The 21075-nt window shown below is 71.1% G+C and carries 21 protein-coding genes; 3 read left to right on the top strand and 18 right to left on the bottom strand.

The genetic code is table 11. The features are described from left to right. Positions 1–4: 4 nt before the first annotated feature. The 18 genes from ACH414_RS07620 to ACH414_RS07535 all read right to left on the bottom strand — a co-directional run bounded on the left by ACH414_RS07620 (position 5) and on the right by ACH414_RS07535 (position 17390). Complete coding sequence (locus ACH414_RS07620; protein WP_382547750.1) at positions 5–1477, bottom strand: methylaspartate mutase; 1473 nt, start codon at positions 1475–1477, stop codon at positions 5–7. Further along, the gene (locus tag ACH414_RS07615) at positions 1474–1938 is read right to left on the bottom strand and encodes a cobalamin-dependent protein (RefSeq protein ID WP_382547752.1); all 465 of its coding nucleotides are present in this window, start codon (positions 1936–1938) and stop codon (positions 1474–1476) included. The genes ACH414_RS07620 and ACH414_RS07615 overlap by 4 nt, the downstream gene beginning before the upstream one ends. A gap of 76 nt (positions 1939–2014) precedes the next feature. Beyond that, positions 2015–3289: a fatty acid desaturase gene (locus ACH414_RS07610; protein WP_382547754.1), complete on the bottom strand. Its 1275-nt coding sequence runs from the start codon at positions 3287–3289 to the stop codon at positions 2015–2017. An 8-nt stretch (positions 3290–3297) separates the two neighbouring features. Beyond that, positions 3298–3567, bottom strand: a complete 270-nt coding sequence (locus tag ACH414_RS07605; protein ID WP_382547756.1) for a hypothetical protein — start codon at positions 3565–3567, stop codon at positions 3298–3300. Then, positions 3564–4094 carry a flavin reductase family protein gene (locus tag ACH414_RS07600; RefSeq protein ID WP_382547758.1) on the bottom strand — a complete coding sequence of 177 codons (531 nt, stop codon included), beginning with the start codon at positions 4092–4094 and terminating at the stop codon, positions 3564–3566. The genes ACH414_RS07605 and ACH414_RS07600 overlap by 4 nt, the downstream gene beginning before the upstream one ends. Next, a complete protein-coding gene (locus ACH414_RS07595) occupies positions 4051–5307 on the bottom strand; it encodes an MFS transporter (RefSeq protein ID WP_386566022.1) in 1257 nt (418 codons plus the stop codon). Before ACH414_RS07595 ends, ACH414_RS07600 begins: the two co-directional genes overlap by 44 nt. Further along, positions 5304–6383, bottom strand: a complete 1080-nt coding sequence (locus tag ACH414_RS07590) for an LLM class flavin-dependent oxidoreductase (RefSeq protein WP_382547762.1) — start codon at positions 6381–6383, stop codon at positions 5304–5306. Before ACH414_RS07590 ends, ACH414_RS07595 begins: the two co-directional genes overlap by 4 nt. Positions 6384–6434: 51 nt before the next feature. Further along, positions 6435–7694 carry an acetyl-CoA carboxylase biotin carboxylase subunit family protein gene (locus ACH414_RS07585; protein ID WP_398941161.1) on the bottom strand — a complete coding sequence of 420 codons (1260 nt, stop codon included), beginning with the start codon at positions 7692–7694 and terminating at the stop codon, positions 6435–6437. Then, positions 7691–9067 (bottom strand): acetyl-CoA carboxylase biotin carboxylase subunit family protein, encoded by a 1377-nt coding sequence (locus ACH414_RS07580; RefSeq protein WP_382547766.1) that lies wholly within the window; start codon positions 9065–9067, stop codon positions 7691–7693. Before ACH414_RS07580 ends, ACH414_RS07585 begins: the two co-directional genes overlap by 4 nt. Next, positions 9064–10410: an acetyl-CoA carboxylase biotin carboxylase subunit family protein gene (locus tag ACH414_RS07575; protein ID WP_382547768.1), complete on the bottom strand. Its 1347-nt coding sequence runs from the start codon at positions 10408–10410 to the stop codon at positions 9064–9066. The genes ACH414_RS07580 and ACH414_RS07575 overlap by 4 nt, the downstream gene beginning before the upstream one ends. Before the next feature lie 87 nt (positions 10411–10497). After that, a complete protein-coding gene (locus ACH414_RS07570; protein ID WP_382547770.1) occupies positions 10498–11250 on the bottom strand; it encodes a hypothetical protein in 753 nt (250 codons plus the stop codon). A gap of 42 nt (positions 11251–11292) precedes the next feature. Further along, entirely contained in the window at positions 11293–11589 is a 297-nt protein-coding gene (locus tag ACH414_RS07565; RefSeq protein WP_382547772.1) for a 2Fe-2S iron-sulfur cluster-binding protein, read from the bottom strand. Positions 11590–11677: 88 nt separating this feature from the next. Further along, on the bottom strand, positions 11678–12823 hold the full coding sequence (locus ACH414_RS07560) for an NAD(P)/FAD-dependent oxidoreductase (protein WP_398941158.1): 1146 nt from the start codon (positions 12821–12823) through the stop codon (positions 11678–11680). Next, positions 12820–13797, bottom strand: a complete 978-nt coding sequence (locus tag ACH414_RS07555; RefSeq protein ID WP_398941156.1) for a 2-dehydropantoate 2-reductase — start codon at positions 13795–13797, stop codon at positions 12820–12822. The genes ACH414_RS07560 and ACH414_RS07555 overlap by 4 nt, the downstream gene beginning before the upstream one ends. A 214-nt stretch (positions 13798–14011) precedes the next feature. After that, on the bottom strand, positions 14012–14593 hold the full coding sequence (locus tag ACH414_RS07550) for a TetR family transcriptional regulator (RefSeq protein ID WP_382547778.1): 582 nt from the start codon (positions 14591–14593) through the stop codon (positions 14012–14014). 257 nt (positions 14594–14850) lie between these two features. Then, positions 14851–15612 (bottom strand): SDR family NAD(P)-dependent oxidoreductase, encoded by a 762-nt coding sequence (locus ACH414_RS07545; protein WP_398941154.1) that lies wholly within the window; start codon positions 15610–15612, stop codon positions 14851–14853. A gap of 32 nt (positions 15613–15644) precedes the next feature. Continuing rightward, positions 15645–16340 (bottom strand): HAD family phosphatase, encoded by a 696-nt coding sequence (locus tag ACH414_RS07540; protein WP_398941152.1) that lies wholly within the window; start codon positions 16338–16340, stop codon positions 15645–15647. Positions 16341–16415: 75 nt separating this feature from the next. Then, positions 16416–17390, bottom strand: coding sequence for a ScbA/BarX family gamma-butyrolactone biosynthesis protein (locus ACH414_RS07535; RefSeq protein ID WP_382547784.1), 975 nt, complete (start codon positions 17388–17390; stop codon positions 16416–16418). Between the two features lie 255 nt (positions 17391–17645). Between ACH414_RS07535 and ACH414_RS07530 the strand changes: the two genes are divergently transcribed. The 3 genes from ACH414_RS07530 (at position 17646) to ACH414_RS07520 (ending at position 20908) form a co-directional block, all read left to right on the top strand. After that, entirely contained in the window at positions 17646–18332 is a 687-nt protein-coding gene (locus ACH414_RS07530; RefSeq protein ID WP_391769539.1) for a ScbR family autoregulator-binding transcription factor, read from the top strand. Between the two features lie 312 nt (positions 18333–18644). Continuing rightward, entirely contained in the window at positions 18645–18845 is a 201-nt protein-coding gene (locus ACH414_RS07525; protein ID WP_391769540.1) for a hypothetical protein, read from the top strand. Positions 18846–19021: 176 nt separating this feature from the next. Beyond that, positions 19022–20908 (top strand): DNA/RNA helicase domain-containing protein, encoded by a 1887-nt coding sequence (locus ACH414_RS07520; RefSeq protein ID WP_398941149.1) that lies wholly within the window; start codon positions 19022–19024, stop codon positions 20906–20908. Positions 20909–21075: the final 167 nt, after the last annotated feature.

Below are 21075 nucleotides of genomic sequence, written 5' to 3'. Positions count from 1 at the left end.
CGGATCAGTTCCTCGGTTCGGTGGGCACAGGGGTGGGGGCGGGAGGGGCGGTGGGAGAGGACAGGGCGGGGGCCGCGGCGGGCCGCTCCTCCTCCTGGAACACATGGCGGAAGTGGTTGATGTCGCCGGTCAGTCCGCGCATCAGCGCGTCGAGGGCGGGATCGGGGCCGTCGACCGCGTGCAGGAGCTCGGTGTTGCGGGCCACGTGGGCCGCCGAGAAGGGCAGCGCGCCCGTCGACAGGTAGCGGATGGCGCCGGAGCGGTCGCGCCGCGGGATCAGGTCGGAGCGGGCGTACCGGCTGGCGCTGAAGGGGATGTCGAGCCGGCCCTCGGCGAAGGCCTCGACGATCGCCCCGATCAGGTCGGGCTGCGCGAGCAGCGGCTCGACGAGGTCGGCGACCTCCGCGAGGATCCACTCCAGCTCCCGGCCCACCTGCGCCTCGTCGACCCGGATGAAGTCGAGCAGGGGCGAGTTGGCGCGGTCGGCGAGCCGCAGGCCCTCGACGTTCGCGGTGGTGTCCGGGATCCCGTACGCCTCCTGGTGGGTCTTGGTGATCAGCTTGGAGGCGCCGCCGAGCCGGGCGACCAGCGCGCCGTAGAAGATCAGGTCCTCGGCGTTGCCCCGGTCGCGGGGGAAGACGCCCATGAACTCGTGGAGCACCGCGTGGACGGTCACGTCCGGCGGCAGATAGCGCGCGGCGAGCACGGGGATGGCGCGCAGGGCGGCGACGTCCTGGGCGAGGTGGCCGCCCTGCGGGTAGGCGACCGAGATGCAGCGCACCCCGGCCCGGGCGGCGAGCACCGCCTCGAGGACGCTGACGGCGAGGCTGATCGAGGGCGGCACGAGCACGGCGGTCAGCGTGCCGAACAGCTCCCGGTCGACCACCACGCCGTGCTCGGCGAGCTCGCCGCAGCGGCGGTCCACGTCCTGCCAGGCGCCGAGCGACTCGGCGAGCGGCACGGCCTTGGAGTAGGGCAGGTTGTAGGAGATGCCGCCGCCCTCGAAGGAGGTGATGCCGGAGGCCACCGACACGTCGAAGAGGGTGCGGGCGTCCGGCGAGCCGTGCCGGATCTCCAGGGGCGCCGCGACCAGCTCGTTGAGCTCGCGGCCACGCCGCCAGCCGTGCGCCACCATCGGGTAGCCGTTGAGGTCGGCCGGGCGCAGGTTGAGGGTGCGCAGCGCCTCCTCGAAGCGCAGCAGCCGGGTGTGCGAGTCGATGGTGAGGGTCAGGATGTCGGGCGCGGCCTCGGCCTCCAGGGTGGCGAGGAGCGCCTTCATCTCCTCGTGGCCGCCGACCCCGCAGCGGGGCTGGATCGCGACCCGGCCCTGCGCCTTGCAGCGGTCCAGGACCTCGGCGGCGGTGGGCTTGCCGAGCGCGCGGATGTACGCGGCGGACTCGGCCGGCGTCGGCAGCGGCGCCGAGGCGGTGTCGGGGTGCGGGGCGTCGGCCCGGGCCGGGAGCGAGGTCAGGCTCATGACGCCGCCAGTCCGGAGGTCACGGCGGTGCGCTCGCGCTCGGCGCGCAGGGCGTCGAGCAGGCCGGGCAGTTCGGACGGGTCGGACAGGATGTGGTCCACGCCGGCCGCGTACAGGCGCTCGTGCGAGGAGCCGTCCTTGTGACTGCCGACGGACAGGTTGCCGCCGACGATCACGGGGCAGCCGATCCGGCCCGACTGCTTGGCCCGGTCGAGGCCGCGCAGGTCCTCGTGGACGTGTCCGTTGAGGCTGCCGATGACGACGGCCTCCGCCTCGGGGTGGCGGGCGCACGCCTCGGCGAACTCCTCGACCGGCGTGCAGGTGCCGAGGTTGACGACGTCGTAGCCGAGGCCGCGCAGCGAGTAGGCGATGAGGTGGTTGGCCACGGCGTGGCTGTCACTGGCGGCGACGCCGAGGATGACCGTACGAGCCGCTGGTTCCTGCTGGGATGTGGTCCGCATCGATGGGTTCCTGAGTCGAGTGGTGGGAGGAGGCTGGCGGGGCGGGGCCTGCGGCGGGCGGAGGCCGGCGGCGGTCTCAGTCGTCGAAGGCGGCGAAGAGCTCGCGCTTGCTGACGGCCTTCAGGCGGGCCTTGTCGAACTCCTCGGCGTCGGCGACGGCCAGCGAGTCGAAGACGTAGCTGATCGCGGGGACCAGGCCCCACACCTCGTGGTACGGCGGCCGGTTGGGGTCGCCGGCCGCGGCGGCCTCCTCGGCGTCCTGCTGGCGGGCGAAGATGTAGTTGGACCAGTCGTCGCTGCGCGGGTGGCGGTGGTGGTAGTCGTGGACGACGGTGTCACCGGTGAGCACCAGGTAGCGGGACGGGGCGTGCACGAACAGCATCCGCAGCGTCCAGCGGCTCCAGGCCAGGGCGCGCCGGACGGCCGGCAGCTCCGGCGAGGGGGCGCGGTCGCCGATGAAGATGGCGTTGGTCAGCGAGGTGAAGTACGCCCGGCTGCGCCGGTCCTCCTGGCCCGCGACCGGGAAGGTGTGCTTCACGCAGAGCCGCAGGGTGTTGCTGACCTGGAAGAGCGGGACCAGCGGCACGAACCAGACCACGAGCAGCGCCTGCCAGGTGCCGGTGAGGACGGTGGCGGCGACGGCCGTGCCGTACAGGGCGAGCGCGGTGACCTTCTCGCTGCGGGCCGAGTCCTTGGCGAAGGACAGCACGCGGGAGACGCCGAACGCGAAGTGGAAGCGCGGCGAGACCAGCTTGAGCAGGAGCCGGCGCCACATCTGGCGGCGGGTCATGCCCGGGTGCATGTCGAGGCTGACCAGGAAGGCCTGGACGGTGGGGTCCTGGAGCGTCATGTGACCGGTGGCGTGGTGGTCGGCGACGTGCTCGCGGCTGTAGCGGGCGAAGTTCTGGATGACCAGCAGGCTCGATATGGCGTGGCCGATGGCCTTGTCGGGCTTTCGGCTCCGGTACATGTTCCGGTGCGAGCACTGGTGGTAGATCATCATCCGGAGGTTGCGCATCCCGTGCAGGGTCATCGCCCAGCCGGGCAGCAGCAACAGCAGGCCGAGGCCGCCGAGCGCGTAGCCGGTGATGCTGACGGCGAGCCCGAGGAGCATCGAGACCGTCGCGGTCGCCAGGTGGAAGGTGGGCGTCCAGCCGAGGGAGCGCTGCCGCGGCAGGGCCTTGCCGGTGAAGACCGTGAGCGGGTACTGGAGGAAGCCGGGCAGCACGGCCATGCTCTGCCGGGGCTCGACGGCGGCCGGGCCCTCGACCCTGACGGCGGCCGGAGCGGGGCGGCCGGCGGGGCGCGCGGTGCGGCGGGTGGCGGGGGCTTCCGGGTTGATCACGGACATGAGGACTCCTAGAGGGAGGAGGTGAGGGAGGGGCCGGACTGGAGGCGGACGCCGACGGAGCAGGGGAAGACCCGGGACGGCGTCGCCGCCGGGGCCTCGGGTGCCTTCGGCGCCGACAGGAGCGCCCGGGCGTCGCCGCCGGTGAGGATGACCTCGATGTAGTCGCCGCCCTCGCCGGGCCCGTTGCGGACCTCGATGTGGAGGGAGAGGTTGCCCTCGGCGTCCACCGTGGGCGTGATGGTGCCGTCCACGACTCCGGGGATCGTCGCTGTGCTCATCGGGCTCCTCCTGCGGGTGTCGGGCCTGCGGCGCGGAAGCCCCGCCGGTACCAGAGGAGCGGCTTGGCCTCTCCGTGGGTGCGCAGACCGGTGAGTTCGCCGATGAGCAGCTGGTGGTCGCCCATCGGTATCCGGTCGACGGCCGTGCAGCGGAAGACGGCGGTGGCGTCGGTGAGGTACGGCAGTCCGCTCCCGGGCCATTCGGCGAAGCCGCCCTCGGCGAACCGGTCCACGCCCCGCCGGGCGAACCGGCCGGCGACCTCGGTGTGCTGCTCGCCCAGCACGTTGATCGTGAACTCGGGCGAGGAGCTCAGCGCCTCCCGGCAGCTGGAGTCGTTGCCCAGGCCGACCAGGACGAGCGGCGGATCCATCGACACCGAGGTCACCGCGCTGGCGGTGAAGCCCCAGCGGCGGCCGGTCGCGTCCCGGGTGGCGACGACGGTCAGCGGGGCCGCGAGGTGCGCCATCGCCTCGCGGAACGTCTCACTGTCCACCGGACAGGGCGGGCTCAGTTCCAGCGCCGACACGGGACACCTCCTTCGTGCGGAAGCTGCGGATGGTCAGCGGCATGAAGACCGCTCCGTACACCCCGAGCAGGACGGCCAGGCCGGCGACGAGCCGCTGCGGGCCCACGCTCGCCCCGAAGGTGCTGATCAGCAGTCCGCCCATCGGGTAGGAGAGCAGGCCGACCAGGAAGAAGGGGCCCATCACCTTGCCCAGGTGCTCCCGGGGGATGACCTTCACGCGCTGGGTGCGGTTGAAGATGTTGAAGTACGCGACCCCGGACATGGCGACCACGAAGGCCGCCGCGTACAGCCAGAAGGACGAGGCCGTGCCGAGCAGCAGCAGGCAGCCGGTGAGGACCGTGTAGCCGAGCGAGCCGAGGAAGTTCACGTCGAACTTGCGCAGCAGCACCGGCGTGAGCAGCAGGTTGAGCAGGCCGACGATGCCGACGAACATGTTGAGCATCGCGTACTGCGACTCGGGGGCCTTCAGGACGCCGGTGACCACCGCCGCGTTGGCGGCGAGGACGGTCGAGAAGACCAGGTTGATCGCGAAGTTCAGGCCGGCGAGCAGGATGACCGGGCGGTTGCCCACCAGGAGCCGCCAGCCGAGCCCGAGTTCGCCCAGGACCGCCCGGGCACCCCTGGCCTCGGCCGGCACCGCCGCGGCGGTCCGCGGCAGCACCAGCCAGCAGGAGGCGGCGGTCGCGAAGAGCGCCCCGGCGAGGGCGAGCAGCCAGATCTTCCCGAGGAACAGCACCGCCACCATCGCGAGGCCGGGCCCGAGGGCCATGGCGAGGAGCTCCATGTTCTGCACCAGGGACTGGGTCCTGGCCAGGTCGGAGCCGTGGGCGAGCTGCGGGACGACCTTCTCGATGGACATCCGGATCGGTGCGACCAGCGTGGAGAGCAGGGCGCCGGTCGCCATCAGGGTCGGCACCGTCCACGAGGGCCGCAGCGCGACCAGCAGCACGGCGCAGGCGATGACGACCGCGCGGGCGGTGTTGGCCCGGCTGAACAGCCGGGGGCCGCCGTCCCGGTCCGCGACGAGCCCCGCGAAGGGGTACGCGATGAGGCAGGGCAGCCACTCGACGGCGTAGGCGGTGCCGAGCGAGGAGACCTGGCGGGTCTGCTGGAAGATGAGCAGCGGGACGCTGAACAGCACGACCTGCTCGGCCATGAGGCCGACCAGGACGCCGGTGCCGAACAGGCCCCGGCGCGTCCGTGCGGCGGTCATCGCGCGCCCGCAAGGGAGCCGTCGTGCTCCTTCTCGTACGCCCGGACGACGGGCAGCACGTTGCGGAAGAAGTTCCGCATCTCGTCGCGGGCCGGCCAGCCGGAGAAGATGAACTGTCCGACGCCCGCCGCCTTGTACTCCATCAGATAGGCGGCGACCTCCTCGTAGCTGCCGACCAGGCAGAGCGCGGGGCCGCCCCGGTAGGCGACGGCTCCGGAGTAGAGGACCGGCGACATCCAGCCGTGTCCGGCCTGCTCGGCGAGGCGCATCGAGTTCTTGACCGCCTCGGAGTCGCCGGCCTCGACGAAGGCCTTCACGTACGCGCGGTGGTTCTCGTCGGTCTCGCTCATGATCTCGGCGAGCTCGGTGAGCGCCTCCTCGCGGGTCTCGCGGGCCAGCACCTGCAGGCGCAGGCCGACGTCGGTGCCCGCGGCGACGAGGGGGGCGGCCGCCTTGGCGATCTCCTCGGGGGTGTCCCCGTAGCGGAACCAGCAGTCGCCGTAGCGGATCGCGGTCTGCTGGGCGACGGCCGAGTTGCCGCTGATGTAGATCTCGGGGCGGCCGCCGCCCTTGTGCCCGAGGCCGAGCTGCGCGTCCACGATCCGGTAGTGGTCGCCGGTGAAGGACACCGGCTGCCCGTCGCCCCACAGCCGGTGCAGGACGTCGAGGAACTCGCCCTCCCGGGCGTAGCGCTCGTCGTGGGCGAGGAAGTCGCCGTAGTAGCCCTGCTCGACCGGGGAGGTGCCGGCGACGATGTTGAGCGCGATGCGGCGGTCCGAGATCCACGACACGGTGTTCACGATCTGGGTGAACAGCGTGGGCGAGAGCAGTCCGGGCCGGTACGCCAGGATGAACTTGACCCGCTCGGTCTCCCGCGCCAGCGCCCCGATGATCGGCAGCGGGTCCGGCAGGGTGTAGCTCTGCGCCATCAGCAGGGACTCGACGCCCAGCGCGTCCGCGTCCTGCGCGAACTCGATCGCGCCGTCCAGGTCGAGCAGGTCGGACCGGTACTTCTGCGTCGACTTCTTCTGGCCACTGTCCAGCGATGAGCCCCAGTGGAACCTGAGTTCGGCCATCTTCCTTCTTCTCTCTCGGTCTCTCGGGTGGTGGTCGCGCTCTGTGGGGCTCTAGGCGACCGGGTCGGGGACGCGGGGCGCCGCGGAGGTGCGCAGCGTCAGCGAGGCGAACAGGCGCGTCAGCCAGGCGCGCGTCCGGTCCGGGGAGTCGGTGCCGACGATGCCGGCGAGCGCGGTCTCGTGCGCGCCGTACGTGATGTGGTCGGGCAGCGGGGCGCCGGCCGGCAGCTCGTGCCAGGTGACGGTCTCCGGGGCGGACCGGAAGGGCTCGGCTCCGTCGAAGCCCTCGAAGACGCCCGTGCCGAGGTGGTGTCCGGGGTGGACGAACCAGCCGTACCAGGAGCGGTCGGCGGTCGGCTCGGGCAGCGTTCCGGCGACGGACTCGCCGGTCAGGACGCGCAGTTCGAAGGAGGGCAGGTGGATGCCGGTCGCCAGCTCGAAGGTGTCCACGACGTCCGCGCCGCCGACCCGGTTGCCGACCTCCAGGAAGACCGGGTCGGTCCCGTCGAGGATGGCCTCCAGGTGGAAGCTGCCGTCCTCGATGCGTACGGCGGCGAGCGCGGCGGCGACCCAGTCGCGCAGCGCGTCCGTCACCTCGAACTGGTAGGAGCCCATCGGTGTGCCCTGCGCGTACTGCAGGCAGGTCCCCACGTACTCGCTGGCTCCCAGGGCCAGTACCCTGCCCCGCTCGACCAGGCCGTCGAAGTGCTGGATCGGCCCCTCGACGAACTCCTCGACCTCGTGCTCCGGCAGGCCCCGGCCGTCCTCGTCGATCGAGGCGACGCCGGTGCGCCGCCCGACGAGGGCCGCGTGGGCCTGTGCGGCGCTGTCGAAGACGACGACGTCGACGCTGGAGGCGCCCCGGTGCGGCTTGAGGACGGTCTTCCCCGTCCAGGGCGAGGCCCCGTCGGCGGCGAGGAACTCCTCGACCGGCAGGAAGCGCGGCACCCGCAGCCCGGCCGCCTCGACCGCCCGCTTCATCAGGACCTTGTCGCGGGCCAGCTCGACCTGCTCCACGGTCGCGCCCTCGACCCCGAGGTCCGCGCGCAGCCGGGCCGCGTCGAGCAGCTCGTACTCCGACATGGAGATCACCCGGTCGAAGCCGCGGGGCTCCGCGTCGAGCCACTCCCGCGCCTCGTCGTAGGGCGCGCGCACCCCCGGCCGCTCGACCCGCTCGCAGCGCAGGTCGTCCGGGAGGGTGTCGAGCGCGGCCCGCCGCCCGAAGTAGGTGACCTCGTGCAGGTCGTGGTCGATGCCCCGGTGGTAGGCGATCTTCGGATACGGCACTCGGTGCAGGACCAGGATCCTCATCGGGCTGCCTCCATCATGGTGGTCGGTTCGAGGGGTGCCGCGGCCGCGAGCGCCTCGGCCCGGGGTCCCCGGCCGGTGCTCGCGTCGAGCGCGTCGGGCCAGGCTTCGCGCAGGGTGCGCACGACCTCGCTCATGTCGACGCCGCCGGCGGTCAGGACCACGCAGCCCTGGGCGGCGAAGTCCGCGTTGTCCCGGGCGGTGGCGTGCAGCTCGCGCCGCGCCGTGGAGAGCCAGGCGAACTCCTTGACGGCCAGCTCGTGCGGGAGCAGGCCGTGGGCGGCGGCGGTCGCGGCGACGGCGTCCTCGAAGGGCGTCGCGCCGGGCAGGACGTCCGCCGGGGCGAAGGACCGGTCGGTCCGCACGCCCAGCATCACGGTGGCGGCCGAGCACAGCGGCTCGGGCAGGGCGGAGCCCGCCGTGTGCCCGAAGGCCGCGTCGACCCAGCGGTGGTAGAAGTCGATGCCGTAGACCCAGCGGGCCAGCGACCAGATCTTCATGCCGGCCGGGCGCCGGTTGGGCTCGACGACCGCGGTCCCGCTGGCGTCGTCGCTCAGCCGGATCTCGTTGTGGAAGGGCCCGTCGACCTGCCCGACCAGCCAGTTGACCTGCCGCCCGGCCCGCTCGACGGCGGACCGCTCGGCGTGGTTGAGGCGCGCGGGCAGGATCTGGGCGACCTCGACGGGGTAGCGGCCGGTGGCGCTGACCTTCTCGGTGACGAAGGAGACCTGGCCGAGTCCGTCGAAGGAGTACTCCCGCCGGTAGGGCAGCAGTTCCTCGCAGATGACCCCGCCCTCCAGGTACGGGCCCACCTCGGCGAACGCCGCGTCCAGGGAGTCGCCGGGCCGGACCACGACCACGCCCCGGTTGTTGCCCTCCTTGGTCGGCTTCACCACGAAGCCGTCGGGGTGGCTGCGGGCGAACTCCGCGAGGCCCTCGCGCGAGTCGACCGTGACGAAGTCGGGCACGAGCAGCCGCTGGGCGGCGAGCAGCTTGCGGTGGGCGGCCTCGCTGAGCCGGTACTCGTGCTTGCAGAAGGCCCCGCCGGCGAGCTCCGGGGAGTCGATCCGCAGACCGAGCCGGTCCAGCAGCACGGCGCCGCTCTGGACCGCGTTGTCGGAGAAGACGACGCCCGCCCTGAACTCGGCGCGCCGGGGCCCGAGGAGCCGGACCGCCGTCTCGACGAAGTCGGCGCTCAGCGGGTCGAGGTCGATGACCTCGTCGCAGATCTCGGCGTCGACGGCGCTCGGGTCGGCACGGATCAGGGTGACCTCGGTGCCGTAGCGCTCGCGGGCGTACGCGCTCATGTGGCGCACGTCGTCGACGCGGGAAAGGTTGTAGTCGATGATCAGGAACCGGCCGGTCGATCGGCTCACCGCGGACCCCCTTCGTCCTGGCGCTCGTACTGGATGTCGATGGCGTGCGCGGACGCGCGCGCCAGTTCGGGGAAGAGCCGGTCGGCTTCGTCTCGCGGGTAGCGCCACAGCAGCTGCCCGAGGAAGACCTCGCGGGCGGTGGCGTCGACCGTGTCGCCGGCCTTGAGCAGGAGGTGCGTGACCACGGGCGGGAGCGGCAGCTCCTCGCTCACCCGCACCGAGGCGATACGCCCCTTCTCGGCGAAGAAGACCCGGAAGAAGGTGGCGTTCTGCGTCGGCGTCCGGCCGTCCGCGGTGTAGGAGAGGGCGGCGAGGCGCTCCCGGAACCCGTCGCCCGGCTCCGCGAGGAGCGCGTCGATCCAGAGGTCCAGCAGACTCGCGCCGCCGGTGAGCTCCCTGGTGCTGTGGGAGATCAGGCTGCCGCCGACCCGTGGGTTGATCTCGATGAGGTCCCAGTGGGAGTCCTCGTACCGGGCCTCGATGTGGAAGCAGCCCCAGCGCAGGTCGAGTTCCGTGAGCAGTCGGCGTACCCAGGCGATGCCCGCGGCGCGCTCGGCGGCGGTGACGCTCACCGGCGGGCTGGTGCAGGCGTTCTCCAGGACGGTGCCGGCGGTCTCGGTCACCTCGCACTTCTCGTGCAGGGCGACCACGTGGGCCGCTCCGTCGGTCACGACCACCTCGAAGCTGAACTCCCGCCCGGGCAGGTAGTCCTCGACGAGGAAGGTCAGGCCGTCGTCGCCGAAGGCCGAGGCGTAGACCGTGTCGTCGCGCGACTCGGCCGTGATCCGCTCGATGTCCGCCCAGGTGGTGCCGGGGCCGAGCGGGAAGGCCCCGTAGGAGGCGATGCCGCTCACGGGCTTGACGAAGTAGCGGCCGTCGAGGGCCTGGTGGGCCGCCAGCGAGGCGGGGGTGAGCTCGGCGGCCCGTACGCGGGTGAGGCCCGCCTCGAACAGCCGGTTGCGCAGGGTGAGTTTGTCGCGGAGTGCGAGGATCTGCTTCTCGCCGAGGTCGCTCACGCCGAGCGCCTCGTTGGCGAAGGACATCAGATGGCGGTAGCCCTCCCAGACCGTGACGCAGGCCAGGACGGTCTCGCCCCGGCGGTGCAGGTCCGCGAGGCAGTGCTCCACGTCCCGGTGGGTCAGGACGTGCGCGTCGGTGGCCGTGACGTCGTCGGCGAGGTGCCGCAGTTCGTCCAGCCGGCCGGTGTGCGCCGGTTCGGGGCGCGAGCTGAGGACGAAGGTCCTGAGCCCCCTGGCGCCGAGGGCCGACGCGAGGTCCTCCACGAAGGAGTACCCGACGTGGCTGAGAAGGAGGATCCCCCCGCCCGTGTGCTGTTTGTGCACGATGCTCCTTCCTCCGTTACGGAGGAGCCGGGCGCGGACGCCGCCGGTGGGGCGGCGGCGTCACGCGCGGTGCCGGACCGGACGGGATCAGACGGCCGTCTTCTCTTCCGCGGCGATGGTGTTGTCGGCGAGCTCCTTGAAGTACAGGGCCAGGACGGTCTGGTGCTCCTGGAGGTACTTCTTGAAGGCCGCGATGTCCTGCTCGTCACGGATCAGGTGGCGCACGGCCGCCCAGACCTCGCCCGGGTGGTCGTCGTTGATGTCCGTGTGGGAGTGGCTGATCTGGCCGGCGAGGTTCTTCTCGCCGATGGACTCCTTGAGCGCGACGAGCTTGCGCGGCTCCAGCTTCACGTTCACGTACTCGACGAGGTAGGAGTACGCGACCACGCCGAGCGGACCCTCGTGGTCCAGGAGGTACGAGAAGTAGCCGGCGAGCAGCTTGGTGGAGAGGTACGGCTCGGTGGCGAGGAACTCCTCGCGCGAGACGCCCACCTTGGCGAGGTCCTGGATGAAGAGCTCGTCGTGGAGCATCTCCTCCATCTCGTAGTTCGCCCAGACCTGGGCCGCCTCGGGGCTCTGCTTCGCGATCTCGGTGAGCGCCTTGGACTCGGCGACGCGCAGCAGGCGGATGCGCCAGGCGGTCTCTATGAGGTTGCGCTTGTAGTACTCGGAGTCGACGTTCTTGCTCTCCAGGTGCGCGGCCTCGGGGACGTTGGCGTACCACTCGACGACCTGCTCGTCGATCTGCCGGTCCATCTCCGCCCGCAGCTCGACCGCCGCGGCGGCGCTGAGGAAGGGCTTGCGGTTGCCGTAACCCACGTTGGTCACACGGTTGTTCATGACTCTCCTGTCAAAGGAACGGTGGTGCGCTGGTGAAACGGGCTAGCTCTCCACGACGCGGACGGTCGCGGAATCCAGGAGGCGGCACTGGCAGGCGAGACGGTGGTTGCCGTCCGCCCAGCCCAGGTCCTCCAGGAAGTCGGTTTCCTCGGGGTCGCTCTCCCCGAGGGCGTCGAAGCCGTCGATGACCTCGACGACGCAGGCTCCGCAGGCTCCGGAGCGGCAGCCGAACGGGATCAGCGGCTCGTCGGTCTCGTATTCGATGTCCGTCAGCGGCGAGCCCTGCGGGAGGGCTATCTGCACGCCGTCGGGCATGAGGGTGAGGGTGTTGAGCTTCATCGCTTCCAAGTCCCCTTTGGGCGGGTCGAAGTGGTGGTGGCGCCTCAGGGCGGGCGGCTCGGACCGGGTGGTGGCTCGGGGCGGCGGCTCAGGCGGGCACGGCGACCGGCTCGGCTGCCGGCTCGGCGGCCGCCGCGGCGACCGGCTCGGCTGCCGATTCGGCCGCGGCGAGCGGACCGGCTGCCGCGAGCGGTGCGGTCCGGGTCGCCTCCGCCGCAGCGGGCGCCGCCGCGGGCACGCCGCCGGGAGCCGTGTCGGACGAGTGCTCCGGTGCCAGGCGCTGCCCCGGGCGCAGCGCCACCGCCGCGTGGTTGACCGCGGTGCCGGCCTCGCCGAAGCCGACCGAGATCAGCGGGACCCGGCCCGGGTACGTGCAGCCGTCGCCGACCGCGTACACCTGCGGCAGGTTGGTGCGCATGGACTGGTCGACCCGGATGCGGCGGTGTTCGAGCTCCAGGCCCCAGTCGGCGACCGGGCCGAGCCCGGAGGAGAAGCCGAGCGCGGCCACCAGGGCCTCCGCCGGCAGCTCCAGGCTCCGGTCACCGGCGCGGACCTCGACCCGCTCCAGCCGCTGCGTGCCGTGGCAGGCGACGACCTGGGCGTCGGTGAGGACGCGTACCGGCGAGGCGGCCAGCTGCCGGACGCTGTAGTCGTGGGCGCGGAAGGTGTCCCGGCGGTGCACCAGGGTCACGCTCCGGGCGATCGGCGCCAGGGCCAGCGCCCAGTCCACGGCGCTGTCGCCGCCGCCGACGACCACCACGTCCCGGCCGGCGTGGTCGGCGAGCCGCGGCACGTGGTAGGCGACGCCCCGGCCCTCGTACGGGATCGAGCAGGGCAGCTTGCGCGGGACGAAGCGGCCCAGCCCCGCGGCGATCACGACGGCGCCGGCGTGCACCCGGGTGCCGTCGTCGGCGCCGAGCGTCCAGCCGGCCTCCCGCCGGGTGAGGCTGAGGGCCGTGCGGCCCAGGAGGTGGGTGGTCTCGAAGGGGGCGGCCTGTTCGAGCAGGTTGTCGATCAGGTGCCGGCCCTTGATGCCGGGGTGTCCGGCCACGTCGTACAGCAGCTTCTCCGGGTACATCGCCGAGACCTGGCCCCCGGGCTCGTCCAGCGCGTCGATCACGGCGACCGACAGACCGCGGAACCCGGCGTAGTAGGCGCCGTAGAGCCCGGCGGGTCCGGCACCCACGATCGCGACGTCCACCGTGGTCTCGGCGGGTCCAGTACGGGGCCTCATGCCGCACCCGCCTCGGTGCGCCGCCCGGCCTCGCGCTGCTCGGCCGCACGGGCCTCGCGGAGGCCGAGCACCTGGTAGAGGAAGCCGTTGACCGGGGTGGGGACGCCGTGGCTGCCGCCGAGGCGGACCACCGCGCCGGTCCACGCCTCCAGTTCGGAGGGCAGGCCCGCGGCGATGTCGCGCTGGAGCGAGGAGGTGCCCTCGGCCGGCTGCTGGTCGACGAAGTCGAGGGTGGTGGTGACGATGTCCTCCGGCAGGGTGGTGCCGGCGGCCCGACGTGCGACCTCCCGGATCTCGGTCATCGCCTCCGCGAGCAGCCGACGGGTGCCGGGCCGGGAGCGGAGGGCGCCGATCGGAGCGTCGGTCACCGCGCCGAGACCGCCGAACGGGGCCACGAAGAGGAACTTGGCCCAGAGTTCGGCCCAGATGTCCTTCGGCACCACGGCGGTCACACCGGCCTCGTCGAGCGCGCGGCGGAGGTTCTCCACCCGCGTGGAGGGGCGGTCGTCCCACTCGCCGAAGGTCAGGGAGCCGAGACCGCCGACGTGGCGGATCCGGCCGGGCCCCTCCACATACGTGATGATCTTCGCGCTGCCCGGCAGCACCGCCGCCCGGCCCACGGCCTCGGCGACCTCGGCCGGCGCCTCGACCCCGTTCTGCGTGGTGAGGACCCCCGTACCGTCCTCCACCAGCGGCTTCAGCAGGGGCAGGGCGGCCGGCAGCTGCCAGGTCTTGACGCCGAGCAGGACGTAGTCGACCGGGCCGATCCCGGCGGGGTCGTCGGTCGCGCCCAGCGCCGCGGCCGGCACCGAGAAGCCCGCCCCGCCCGAGGGGCCCTCGACGGTGAGTCCGTCGCGCCGGAGGGCCTCCAGGTGCCGGCCCCGCGCGACGAACCGGACGTCGTGTCCGGCCGCGGCGAGCCGGCCACCGAAGTAGCCGCCGATGCCGCCGGCCCCAACCACCGCTACTTTCACGGACTTCCCCGTTTCTCTGCGATGCGCCAAAGCGAACGCCCGATGGGCCCACGCCCCGGAGGCCGGATCGCCCCCGACTCGTTGAACCATACAGAACGTTCGCTTTGTTTTGCTAGTGGTTTCGGGCCCGGCCTGAAGAACGGCCCGGAGATCGACCCGGAGCGCACCGCGCGCACCAGGGGCAAGCCGTGCCCCTGCCCCCCCCGGCCCCTGGTCAGGCCTCGTCGAACAGCACCCCGGCCAGGGCCAGCCGCCAGATCCGCTCCAGCCGCTCGGCGACCGAGCGGGTCATGCTGGAAGCACCGCCCGAACCCGCTCTGACCTGCGATTCCGCACCGGCGAGCAGATACACGACCATGTCCGCCACGGTCTGTCTGACCTCCTCGACATGGGGCGAGCGGCCCCCGTCGTACGCCTGGCCCAACTGGTCCCGCACCGCGGGCAGCCAGACCTCGACCCAGCGGCCCACGCCCCCGGGCCGCTCCCGGGCGAGCCGGACGGAGGACCGTACGACGAGGTCCTCCTCAAGGAGCCCGACGAGCCCCACGGTCAGGCCGATGACGGCCTCAAGACCGGGCGCACGCCCCTCGCAGAGGCGCTCCACCAGGGCCTTCGTGATCGCGAGCCCCTCCTCCTCGACGGCGTCCGCCAGAGCCGACTTCGCCGGAAAATGGAAGGTCAGGGCCCCCATCGAGACCGCCGCCAACTCGCTGATGTGCGACAGCCTGGCGCCTTCGTAGCCGGCCTCGTCGAACTCCGCCGCCGCTGCCCGGACAAGTGCGCCGCGCGTACGCACGGCTCTCCCCTGGATCGCCATCCACGTGCTTCCCTTCCCTCGCCTCCGTCGCCCCCGCCGTTTCATCTACCCGCAAAAAATAGCAAGCGTTCTGTATGGTTTGGCGATCCAGGGCGGCATTGACGAAAAAGGGTCGGGCGCGGGAAGCACTCGGGGGGCGGCCGGGATCACCCGGCCGCCCCCCGAGGAGACGACACGCGAAGACTCACCACAGGCGCCGCAGGACGCCAGGACGCCCTACCGGGCGAGGACCCGCCCTACAGGGCGGTGGACCCCCCGTCGACGGCCATGGCGGTTCCGGTGACGAAGGAGGAGCGGTCGCTGCACAGCCAGGCCGCCGCCTGGGCGACCTCGACCGGCGCGGACATGCGGTGCTGCATCGCGTGCGACAGGAACGTCTCCTCCAACGCGGGGTGCGCGTCCAGGACTTCGTCCATCATCTCGGTCCTGGTGGCACCCACGACGAGCGCGTTGACGCGGATGCCCTGTTGCGCGTAGTCCAGGGCCGCGGCCTTGGACACCCCGATCACGGCGTGCTTCGCGGCGACGTACGCGGCCGAGGCGCCGGTGGCCTTGAGGCCGGCGACGCTCGACGTGTTGACGATCGAGCCGCCGGCACCCGAGGCGAGCATCACCGGCACCTGGTGGCGCATGCAGTTCCACACCCCGCGCAGGTTGACGTCGATCGTCCGCTCGTAGACCTCGTCGTCGATCTCGTGCAGCGGCGTGCCCGCCGTCGCGTAACCGGCGTTGTTGAAGGCCGCGTCGAGGCCCCCGAAGGCGTCCACCGCGGTCCCCACGGCCCGTGCGACCTCGTCCGAGGACGCCACGTCGGCGACCGCGGCGACGGCCCGGCCGCCGGCCGCGCGGATCTCCTCGACCAGCGCGTCGAGGCGCTCCTTCCGGCGCGCCACGAGCACCACGGCGGCCCCCTCCGCGGCGAACAGGCGGGCGGCCGCCGCCCCGATCCCGCTCGAAGCCCCCGTGACCATGGCCACCTTGCCGTCCAGCAACGTCATCCCGCTCCTCCGCTCCCCTGTACCCCTCGGAATCAGTGTCCGGACGCGGAGGCCGCCGCCTCCGCGTCGAGGACCCGCAACAGCTCTTCGTCGACGGCGCGCAGCGAGTCCACCACGTGCCGGACGCCGGCTTCCCGCATCAACTGCCTCTGGAAGCTGTGCTCGAAGGAGCTCGGGTGCCCGATGAACGGCATCCCGAGCCGCCCGGCCTCCTCCCCCACCCGGGCCACGTCGTCGATGACCAGCACCTGGTGGTGCTCGAGACCGAAGTGGTCACCGGCGATCTCGCGCAGCCCGGGCCGGAAGGAGTTGGTGCAGATGTAACCCGGCTCGTCGAAGAGCCCCGCGTACGCCCCGAGGAAGGCGTCGAAGTGGTCCTTGCCCAGCCCCCCGTAGCAGACGGTGGCGAGCCCCATCGCCCGCAGCCGCTCGACGAGTTCGACGGCTCCGTCGCTCAGCCGCACCGGCTGCTCCTCGACGTGGCGGGCCCGCTCCTCGAAGTACGCGTCGAGCGCCTGCTCTCCGGTCAGCCCCCCGCCGACGGCCTCGGCGAGCAGCCGGCCGGCGATCGCGCGGGGCTGGGAGAAGATGCTGCGCTCGATGTCGGCGGTGTACGTGACGCCGCGGCTGACGAGGAAGTGGTGGATGACCGGGCTGAAGGTGTCCTCCAGCATCACCCCGTCGATGTTGACGGCGCACAGGCGCAGATGGCCGAGCGGCTGAACCATGTGTGTTTTCCCCCCTGTTGACATGACTACCGGACGCTGAAGGTTACGACGATCAAGCCCCCCACCGGGCCGTCTTCACCGCCCCCGGCAGCTGCGCGGCCCCGGGAACTTGCCGGCCCGCAGCTTGGCCGGCAGGAGCGGTGCCGTGGTGACGAGCGCGCTGAACGCGGACACCCCGTTCTGCTCGGCGCGGACCCGCACGAGACCCTGGTCCCGCTCCTCGACATCGGCCTGGATCCAGCACTGGGCGTCGAACTCGACGTACTGCGTGAAGACGACGTCCATGGCCCTGGCGATCACGGGCCGGTCCCCGGCGGCGGCGTGCGTGGCCTGCCGGGCGGCCTCCAGGAGCAGCATGCCCGGGGCGTGGTCGACCGGGTGGTCGAAGAGGAACGGGTGGGAGTGGTCGACGCGCAGCTCGGTGCGGAGCGGGGCGTTGGTGGGCGAGAGCACGACGTCGGCGAAGCGGGAGCGGGCGACCTGGCCGGGGGCCATGGGCGGGGCGAGCGGGACGGAGCGCCGGACGGCCTCGGCGATGTCGGCGTAGGCCCCGCGCAGCCGCGGGTAGACGCTGGGCGACATGTTGGAGAAGGCGGTCTCGACCCAGCCCAGCGGGGCCCCGTCGACGCTCATCTCGACCCGCATCCGCACGGAGACGAGCCGCCCCCCGCGGCGCACGACGTCGGAGCAGCGGATGTCCATCTCGACCTCGGCGGGACCGCCCCGGACGACCAGGGCGGCGGGCTCGATCTCGTACCGGAAGGTGCTCCACGTCTGCCGGTGCCCGAAGGGCACGTCGTAGGCGGCGTGGCTGAGCAACGGCACGGTCTGGCGCACGGATTCGGCGATGAGCAGCGGGTCGTGGTGGCCGTTGACCGGCTCGTAGAAGGCGTGGTCGACGGGCCAGCTGGCGGTCACCCGGAAGCGGTCGGCCTCCACGGGGAACCAGCCGGTCAGCAGCACTTCGGACTGCGCCGTCTTGTGGACGAACTCTCTTGGTATGGAGGTGGCGAGCAAGGCGTGCAGGTCGTCGGCGACGGTGACGGACATCTGGTTCCCCCTGAGAAGCCTGGAATAGAGCTGGTGCGGTGACAGACGCTGTTCCAGCGACGAAAATAAAGAATGCTCGTTTTGTTTTGAGCAAAGAAATGGTAAAGGAAGGCTCATTGCTTACCCAAGCGTTTTCGGCCAACCATGCAATTTCAGGACACGTCACCCGATAACCACCGGGCCGGGGGCAGGAGGTTGGCAGCACCATCGATCCCGCGTAACATAAGAAATGTTCTGTTTGTTCTAGGAGGTACCGTGGCGCAGCAGCCGAAGCAGGAGAGGGCCATCCAGACCCGCAAGGAGATCCTGCGGGCCGCGGCTGTCGTCTTCGACAAGTCCGGCTTCGCGGGTGCGAGCATCAACCGCATCCTGGCGGAGGCCGACCTGACCGCCGGGGCACTGTACTTCCACTTCAAGTCCAAGGAAGACCTCGCCCGCGCGGTGATGAACGCCCAGCCGGACTCCATCATCCCCTGGCTCTCCTCCGAAGGCCTCCAGCGGCTCGTCGACATCACCCTCGTCTGGGCCCACCAGCTCCAGACCGACGTCCTCCTCCGCGCCGGCGTCCGCCTCACCAGCGAACAGGGCTCCTTCGGCTTCCGCGACATCGCCCCGTACCAGGACTGGAGCCGCATCATGGCGGACTGCCTCCGGGTCGCGGAGGAGAAGGGCGAACTCCAGGCCGGCATCGAGCCCACGGAACTGGCCGAGTTCGTCGTCGAGTCCTGTACGGGCATGCAGACCTACTCCGCCGTCGCCAGCGAGGACCGAGCCGACCTCGTCGACCGCGTCACCCGCATGTGGCGCCTCCTGATGCCGGGCATCGCCGTCCCCACGGTCATCGCCCGCACCGAGGTCAACCCCACCCGAGCCAAGACGGCCCTCCACGCCGCCACCAAGTCCGCAGCCACGGCAGCGACGCCGCCGGACGCACAGGCCTGACCCCGCCGCTAGGGGACCCACAGCGGCTTTCCGTGTAGAGTTCCGCCCCATCTGGCAAACACCGGACTTCTGCCTTTGGCAGACACGTCCTCAACAGCCAACGGAGCTTTGTCATGCCCTTCCGTACTTCTGCTGTCGTACAGCAGCGATGGACGTCCTCATGCCGCGCATCACGGCAGGACGCGGCAGTCTCCCAGGCATCGTCGGCCAGTTCCGACCACACGGTCTAACGCTCAGACCGCCCACGATGGGCTGCGTCGAGCCTGGACCGGATACCTCGCCAGGGTTCGGCGCAGCGCCGAAAGGACTGCCTTGTTCTCCGACCCCCTCTTCATCGCTGCGTCCATCACGGCCTTCACCCTCGTCACGTGCTGCGTGGCCATCTGCGTCACCGCATGCAGGATCGTCAACGCGGCTCTGCGCAACAGCCGATCGGTCGACCGCCCCGAAATCATCCGGGAGCTCGCCAGGATCTTCCGCCACCTTCTGACCTCCTGGTGGCGCCGGAAGTAGCGCCCGCCCTCCCCTCCCTGCCCCTGGTCACACGGGGCAGGGAGTCGCGATTCGCGGAGGTAGGGTTGAGCAAACAGGCGAAGAGGGTCACGTACGCAACGCTCTGCCGACGCAGGTGCTCCCGACGGATCATCTCGATCGCCCAATGACCTGCACGCCACTTCTGGGGGCGCTCCTTGCTGTTCCACGCACCGGCATACGAAGTCGCCGCGCAGGCGCACGAGGGTTCGCTGTCCGCTGAGGCACTCAAGCGCATCACCGATTCGTACGGTCACGAGCTCGGTGCGTCTCAGGTGGCCCTCTGGGAACGAAGCATTGCCGCGCTCGTGGGAGTGCTGATGGACGCCGGGCTCGACCAGGTCGAAATGATTATGGAGTACGAGCTGCCGCTCACGTCCAAGCGGGCTGACGTGATTCTGGCCGGGGTTCATCCGGACAGCGGGGACCCCTCGTACATCCTCATCGAGGTCAAGCAGTGGAGCAACGCAGAGCCGGTGGAGGGCGAGCCGACGTTGTGCCGTGTCGCCCCGTACCCACAACCTGTGCTCAATCCCGTCGAGCAAGCCCGCCGCTACAGCGACTACCTGGCATCCACCCTGGAGGCACTCGCCGGGCATCCCGAACGGATCACCGGCGCCGCCTACCTCTACAACGCGACCGATTTCGACAGCGCCGATCTCCACCGCGGCGAGCGCGGAGCGCAGGGATCACTGTTCACCGCGGACAGCCGACGAGAATTCATCTCCTTCCTCAGAGAGCGCTTGGCGCGTCACTCCGGGGAAGCGGCGGCCAACGAACTGCTCACAGGGCGGACGCGGCCCGCCAAGCGCCTCATGGACATCGCCGCCGCGGAAGTCCGCGACCGGGAACAGCTTGTCCTGCTCGACGAACAGCGCGTCGCCTATGACGAGGTGCTGTACGCGGTCCACAGGGCCCAGCGTTCGGACCGGAAGACGGTGGTCATCGTCACCGGCGGCCCCGGCTCAGGAAAGAGCGCCATCGCTTTGGCTCTCCTAGGAGAGTTCCACCGCCGAGGACTCACCGCTCTGCACGCCACGGGTTCTGCTTCGTTCACGAAGAGCGTTCGAAAGCTGGCCGGCGCGGGAAGTCGCGAAACCCAGAAGCTCTTCACCTACTTCAACACCTTCATCAGCGCCGAGCCCAACAGCGTCGACGTACTGATCTGCGACGAAGCCCATCGCCTCCGCCAAACCTCTGCCAACCGCTACACGAGGGCCTCACTGCGGACGGGGAAGGCCCAGGTAGAGGAGCTGATCGATGCCGCACGGGTTTCCGTGTTCCTCCTGGACGAGCTCCAGACCGTACGTCCTGGTGAGGTCGGGACCGTCGACTTGATCCGAGCTGCCGCCGAAGCCAAGGGGATCGACTGCCGGATCATCTCCCTGCAAGGGCACTTCCGCAGCGGGGGAAGTGACGCGTATCTGCGTTGGGTCGCGCAGCTGCTCGACCCCCCGGAAGACGGCCCGACAGCCTGGGAGCCCGACGGGCGCATGGACGTCAGAGTCGCCGACTCCCCGCAGGAACTGGAAGCATTCCTCGACACCCGCCGAGCCCAGGGGTACACCGCGCGCATAACGGCGGGCTACTGCTGGAAGTGGACGACCAAGGTGCACCCCGGAGAGGAACTCCCCGCGGACGTCGTCATCGGCGACTGGGCCCGTCCGTGGACCGTCTTCGGTGAACGCGCCGTCGGTGGCGCCCCGCCGGCCCCGCTTTGGGCGATCGACCCGGCCGGCTTCGGGCAGGTCGGATCCGTGTACACGGCGCAGGGCTTCGAGTACGACTGGAACGGCGTCATCATCGGCCCGGACTTGATCTGGCGAAGCGATCGCTGGGTCACGGACCGTACGGCATCCAAGGACCCCGTCTTCAAGACGTCGACCCCGGACGCGGACGTGGACCGGCTCATCCGCAACACGTACAAGGTGTTGCTCACCCGCGGGCTGGTCGGCACTCTTATCTACTCCACCGACGCGGAGACTCGCGAGAAGCTGCGGGAACTGACCGGGACCGGCTCCCGGACCACCGCAGAGATCAAGTGAACGTCTCGTCACACTGAGGGGTGGGCTCATGAACGAGCCCACCCCTCACATTCTCCCGGAACTTCATTCCCAAAACGCAGAAAAGCCCCGCACCAGAGGTGCGGGGCTTTCCCACAATGATTGTTCGGCGGCGTCCTACTCTCCCACAGGGTCCCCCCTGCAGTACC

Source organism: Streptomyces sp. NPDC020422, assembly GCF_044386705.1.
Lineage (GTDB): Bacteria > Actinomycetota > Actinomycetes > Streptomycetales > Streptomycetaceae > Streptomyces.
The sequence above is the reverse complement of the archived record's forward strand: the minus strand, read 5'-3'. Positions and strand labels throughout refer to the sequence as shown.

Coding starts and splice junctions, on each gene's coding strand:
- ACH414_RS07620 (WP_382547750.1), bottom strand. CDS start 1,477: ATGAGCCTGACCTCGCTCCCGGCCCGGGCCGACGCCCCGCACCCCGAC.
- ACH414_RS07615 (WP_382547752.1), bottom strand. CDS start 1,938: ATGCGGACCACATCCCAGCAGGAACCAGCGGCTCGTACGGTCATCCTC.
- ACH414_RS07610 (WP_382547754.1), bottom strand. CDS start 3,289: ATGTCCGTGATCAACCCGGAAGCCCCCGCCACCCGCCGCACCGCGCGC.
- ACH414_RS07605 (WP_382547756.1), bottom strand. CDS start 3,567: ATGAGCACAGCGACGATCCCCGGAGTCGTGGACGGCACCATCACGCCC.
- ACH414_RS07595 (WP_386566022.1), bottom strand. CDS start 5,307: ATGACCGCCGCACGGACGCGCCGGGGCCTGTTCGGCACCGGCGTCCTG.
- ACH414_RS07590 (WP_382547762.1), bottom strand. CDS start 6,383: ATGGCCGAACTCAGGTTCCACTGGGGCTCATCGCTGGACAGTGGCCAG.
- ACH414_RS07585 (WP_398941161.1), bottom strand. CDS start 7,694: ATGAGGATCCTGGTCCTGCACCGAGTGCCGTATCCGAAGATCGCCTAC.
- ACH414_RS07570 (WP_382547770.1), bottom strand. CDS start 11,250: ATGAACAACCGTGTGACCAACGTGGGTTACGGCAACCGCAAGCCCTTC.
- ACH414_RS07565 (WP_382547772.1), bottom strand. CDS start 11,589: ATGAAGCTCAACACCCTCACCCTCATGCCCGACGGCGTGCAGATAGCC.
- ACH414_RS07560 (WP_398941158.1), bottom strand. CDS start 12,823: ATGAGGCCCCGTACTGGACCCGCCGAGACCACGGTGGACGTCGCGATC.
- ACH414_RS07545 (WP_398941154.1), bottom strand. CDS start 15,612: ATGACGTTGCTGGACGGCAAGGTGGCCATGGTCACGGGGGCTTCGAGC.
- ACH414_RS07540 (WP_398941152.1), bottom strand. CDS start 16,340: ATGGTTCAGCCGCTCGGCCATCTGCGCCTGTGCGCCGTCAACATCGAC.
- ACH414_RS07535 (WP_382547784.1), bottom strand. CDS start 17,390: ATGTCCGTCACCGTCGCCGACGACCTGCACGCCTTGCTCGCCACCTCC.